Raw genomic sequence first — 5,381 nt, forward strand, 5'->3', positions numbered from 1 at the left:
GGAAGATTGTCCGGCGGTGTCCTACTCTCCCACACCCTCCCGGGTGCAGTACCATCGGCGCTGGAGGGCTTAGCTTCCGGGTTCGGAATGTGACCGGGCGTTTCCCCTCCGCCATGACCGCCGTAACTCTATCGACATGTCAAACAACTCAACCAACCACACGGTTGGGTGTTGTTCGTTTATCGAGAGTTGCACAGTGGACGCGTAGCAGCTTGGTAGTCAAGTCCTCGGCCTATTAGTACCGGTCAACTGAACCCGTTACCGGGCTTACATTTCCGGCCTATCAACCCAGTCGTCTAGCTGGGGGCCTTACCCACCCGAAGGTGGTGGGATACCTCATCTTGAAGCGAGCTTCCCGCTTAGATGCTTTCAGCGGTTATCCCTTCCGAACGTAGCTAACCAGCCGTGCCCCTGGCGGGACAACTGGCACACCAGAGGTTCGTCCGTCCCGGTCCTCTCGTACTAGGGACAGCCCTTCTCAAGTATCCTACGCGCACGGCGGATAGGGACCGAACTGTCTCACGACGTTCTAAACCCAGCTCGCGTACCGCTTTAATGGGCGAACAGCCCAACCCTTGGGACCTGCTACAGCCCCAGGATGCGACGAGCCGACATCGAGGTGCCAAACCATCCCGTCGATATGGACTCTTGGGGAAGATCAGCCTGTTATCCCCGGGGTACCTTTTATCCGTTGAGCGACACCGCTTCCACATGCCAGTGCCGGATCACTAGTCCCGACTTTCGTCCCTGCTCGACCTGTCAGTCTCACAGTCAAGCTCCCTTGTGCACTTGCACTCAACACCTGATTGCCAACCAGGCTGAGGGAACCTTTGGGCGCCTCCGTTACCCTTTAGGAGGCAACCGCCCCAGTTAAACTACCCACCAGACACTGTCCCTGAACCGGATAACGGTCCGAAGTTAGATACCCAAATCAACCAGAGTGGTATTTCAAGATTGCCTCCACCCATACTGGCGTATGGACTTCACCGGCTCCCACCTATCCTACACAAGCTAATTCGGATACCAATGTCAAGCTATAGTAAAGGTCCCGGGGTCTTTCCGTCCTGCCGCGCGTAACGAGCATCTTTACTCGTAATGCAATTTCGCCGGGCCTGTGGTTGAGACAGTGGGGAAGTCGTTACGCCATTCGTGCAGGTCGGAACTTACCCGACAAGGAATTTCGCTACCTTAGGATGGTTATAGTTACCACCGCCGTTTACTGGCGCTTAAGTTCTCCGCTTCGCCCCGAAGAGCTAACAGGTCCCCTTAACGTTCCAGCACCGGGCAGGCGTCAGTCCATATACATCGAATTACTTCTTCGCATGGACCTGTGTTTTTAGTAAACAGTCGCTTCCCCCTGCTCTCTGCGGCCATACAACGCTCCACCCGCGTGGGGCTTCACGTCTCCGGCCCCCCTTCTCCCTAAGTTACGGGGGCAATTTGCCGAGTTCCTTAACCACAGTTCGCCCGATCGCCTCGGTATTCTCTACCTGACCACCTGTGTCGGTTTGGGGTACGGGCCGCTAAGAACTCGCTAGAGGCTTTTCTCGGCAGCATAGGATCACTGACTTCACCTGAATCGGCTCGGCATCACGTCTCAGCCTTCATGCACCGCGGATTTGCCTACGGTACGGCCTACACGCTTACCCCGGCACAACCACCGGCCGGGCTCAGCTACCTTCCTGCGTCACCCCATCGCTTGACTACTACCCGCCAGGTTCCCACGCTCCCCACCATCGGTCCGAAGACCTCCGGCAGTTCGGGTGGTTAGCACAACGAGGTTCATCAGGGTCGCTCTTTCGCGGGTACGGGAATATCAACCCGTTGTCCATCGACTACGCCTCTCGGCCTCGCCTTAGGTCCCGACTCACCCAGGGCGGATTAGCCTGGCCCTGGAACCCTTGGTCATCCGGCGGAAGGGTTTCTCACCCTTCTTTCGCTACTCATGCCTGCATTCTCACTCGTGCCGCGTCCACAACTGGGTCACCCCGCTGCTTCACCCGCGGCACGACGCTCCCCTACCCATCCACACACCTGCACAAGGAATCAAGTCCAAGTGAGGTTGAAATGTGAATGCCACAGCTTCGGCGGTGTGCTTGAGCCCCGCTACATTGTCGGCGCGGAACCACTTGACCAGTGAGCTATTACGCACTCTTTAAAGGGTGGCTGCTTCTAAGCCAACCTCCTGGTTGTCTATGCGACCCCACATCCTTTTCCACTTAGCACACGCTTAGGGGCCTTAGCTGGTGATCTGGGCTGTTTCCCTCTCGACTACGAAGCTTATCCCCCGCAGTCTCACTGCCGCGCTCTCACTTACCGGCATTCGGAGTTTGGCTGATTTCGGTAAGCTTGTGGGCCCCCTAGACCATCCAGTGCTCTACCTCCGGCAAGAAACACGCGACGCTGCACCTAAATGCATTTCGGGGAGAACCAGCTATCACGGAGTTTGATTGGCCTTTCACCCCTAACCACAGGTCATCCCCCAACTTTTCAACGTTGGTGGGTTCGGCCCTCCACGCGGTCTTACCCGCGCTTCAGCCTGCCCATGGCTAGATCACTCCGCTTCGGGTCTAGGACACGCGACTGAATCGCCCTATTCAGACTCGCTTTCGCTACGGCTCCCCCACACGGGTTAACCTCGCCACGTGCCACTAACTCGCAGGCTCATTCTTCAAAAGGCACGCCGTCACCCCGCAAGGCTCCGACGGATTGTAGGCGAACGGTTTCAGGTACTATTTCACTCCCCTCCCGGGGTACTTTTCACCATTCCCTCACGGTACTCGTCCGCTATCGGTCACCAGGAAGTATTTAGGCTTACCAGGTGGTCCTGGCAGATTCACGGCAGATTTCAGGGGTCCGCCGCTACTCGGGAACACCCACAGAAGACCAGCTACTTTCACCTACCGGACTATCACCGTCTACGGTCAGCCATTCCAGACTGTTCGACTAGCAACTGGCTTTGTAACTTCTCGAGCGTGTGTCAGCACACTCAGCAGGGTCCCACAACCCCGACCACGCAACCCCTGACAGGTATCACACGCAACCGGTTTAGCCTCAATCCGCTTTCGCTCGCCACTACTCACGGAATCACTATTTGTTTTCTCTTCCTACGGGTACTGAGATGTTTCACTTCCCCGCGTTCCCTCCATACACCCTATGTGTTCAGGTGCAGGTGACACCACATGACTGGTGCCGGGTTCCCCCATTCGGACACCCTGGGATCACAGCTTGGTTGACAGCTCCCCCAGGCCTATCGCGGCCTCCCACGTCCTTCATCGGCTCCTGGTGCCAAGGCATCCACCGTTCGCCCTTGACAACTTGACCACAAAGATGCTCGCGTCCACTGTGCAATTCTCAACAAACGACCAACCCACAACCCGATACGCCCCACACCAAACCCGACAACCGCCGGCGGTATGCGAGGCCAGGCCATGCCTGGCAGACTCCCGAAGCCACAGGCCTCGGACCAGTCTCCGAAAGAAACAACCTCAAGGTTGTTCTTTCAGGACCCAACAGGGTGCTCTGCGCTCCTTCTCAGCCGCACCAGGACCAACCCGTTCCCACCACCCACAAGGAGCAGCTGTACTAGGTGTCCCGGCCGTTGCCGAGGAAAAACTCGCCAGTGTCTCCGCCATATGAGCACCCCACCACCACATTCGGGCAGTGCGGGCTCCTTACACCCTTTCGGGTGAAGGTGCTCCTTAGAAAGGAGGTGATCCAGCCGCACCTTCCGGTACGGCTACCTTGTTACGACTTCGTCCCAATCGCCAGCCCCACCTTCGACGGCTCCCTCCCACAAGGGGTTGGGCCACCGGCTTCGGGTGTTGCCGACTTTCGTGACGTGACGGGCGGTGTGTACAAGGCCCGGGAACGTATTCACCGCAGCGTTGCTGATCTGCGATTACTAGCGACTCCGACTTCACGGGGTCGAGTTGCAGACCCCGATCCGAACTGAGACCGGCTTTTTGGGATTCGCTCCACCTCACGGTATCGCAGCCCATTGTACCGGCCATTGTAGCATGCGTGAAGCCCTGGACATAAGGGGCATGATGACTTGACGTCATCCCCACCTTCCTCCGAGTTGACCCCGGCAGTCTTCGATGAGTCCCCGCCATAACGCGCTGGCAACATCGAACGAGGGTTGCGCTCGTTGCGGGACTTAACCCAACATCTCACGACACGAGCTGACGACAGCCATGCACCACCTGTGACCGCCCCCGAAGGACCTCACATCTCTGTGAGTTTTGCGGCCATGTCAAACCCAGGTAAGGTTCTTCGCGTTGCATCGAATTAATCCGCATGCTCCGCCGCTTGTGCGGGCCCCCGTCAATTCCTTTGAGTTTTAGCCTTGCGGCCGTACTCCCCAGGCGGGGCGCTTAATGCGTTAGCTGCGGCACAGGGAACCGGAGAGGCCCCCCACACCTAGCGCCCAACGTTTACAGCGTGGACTACCAGGGTATCTAATCCTGTTCGCTCCCCACGCTTTCGCTCCTCAGCGTCAGTATCGGCCCAGAGACCCGCCTTCGCCACCGGTGTTCCTCCTGATATCTGCGCATTTCACCGCTACACCAGGAATTCCAGTCTCCCCTACCGAACTCTAGCCTGCCCGTATCGACCGCAGGCTTGGGGTTGAGCCCCAAGTTTTCACGGTCGACGCGACAAGCCGCCTACGAGCTCTTTACGCCCAATAAATCCGGACAACGCTCGCGCCCTACGTCTTACCGCGGCTGCTGGCACGTAGTTGGCCGGCGCTTCTTCTGCAGGTACCGTCACTTACGCTTCGTCCCTGCTGAAAGAGGTTTACAACCCGAAGGCCGTCATCCCTCACGCGGCGTCGCTGCATCAGGCTTCCGCCCATTGTGCAATATTCCCCACTGCTGCCTCCCGTAGGAGTCTGGGCCGTGTCTCAGTCCCAGTGTGGCCGGTCGCCCTCTCAGGCCGGCTACCCGTCGTCGCCTTGGTAGGCCATCACCCCACCAACAAGCTGATAGGCCGCGAGCCCATCCCAAGCCGAAAAACTTTCCACCAAAGACCATGCGGTCAAAGGTCATATTCGGTATTAGCCCCGGTTTCCCGGGGTTATCCCAAAGCCTGGGGCAGGTTGCTCACGTGTTACTCACCCGTTCGCCGCTCGAGTACCCCGAAGGGCCTTTCCGCTCGACTTGCATGTGTTAAGCACGCCGCCAGCGTTCGTCCTGAGCCAGGATCAAACTCTCCAACAAAAACTTGTTGAAAAACTGTCCCGGCAACAAAAAGTGTTGCCAAAGGAATCCCAACCAGCCAAACCCAAAGATTCGACCAGTCCGGAGTTATAAACAATTGGCACTGGCTTATCAAGCACCCTGTTGAGTTCTCAAAGAACAACCACACACCATCCGGAA

The 5,381-nt window shown here is 57.7% G+C and carries 3 rRNA genes; all 3 read right to left on the bottom strand.

The annotated features are described in order from the left end of the window. Positions 1 to 8: 8 nt before the first annotated feature. Positions 9 to 125 (bottom strand): 5S ribosomal RNA (rrf, locus tag ACTMSW_RS30590). Between the two features lie 90 nt (positions 126 to 215). Then, a 23S ribosomal RNA gene (locus ACTMSW_RS30595) occupies positions 216 to 3,324 on the bottom strand. A gap of 381 nt (positions 3,325 to 3,705) precedes the next feature. Further along, positions 3,706 to 5,222 (bottom strand): 16S ribosomal RNA (locus ACTMSW_RS30600). The 16S, 23S and 5S rRNA genes sit together here, the layout of an rRNA operon. Between the last annotated feature and the right edge of the window lie 159 nt (positions 5,223 to 5,381).

The sequence above is a fragment of the Micromonospora sp. BQ11 genome, from assembly GCF_052068135.1.
Classification (GTDB): Bacteria; Actinomycetota; Actinomycetes; order Mycobacteriales; family Micromonosporaceae; genus Micromonospora.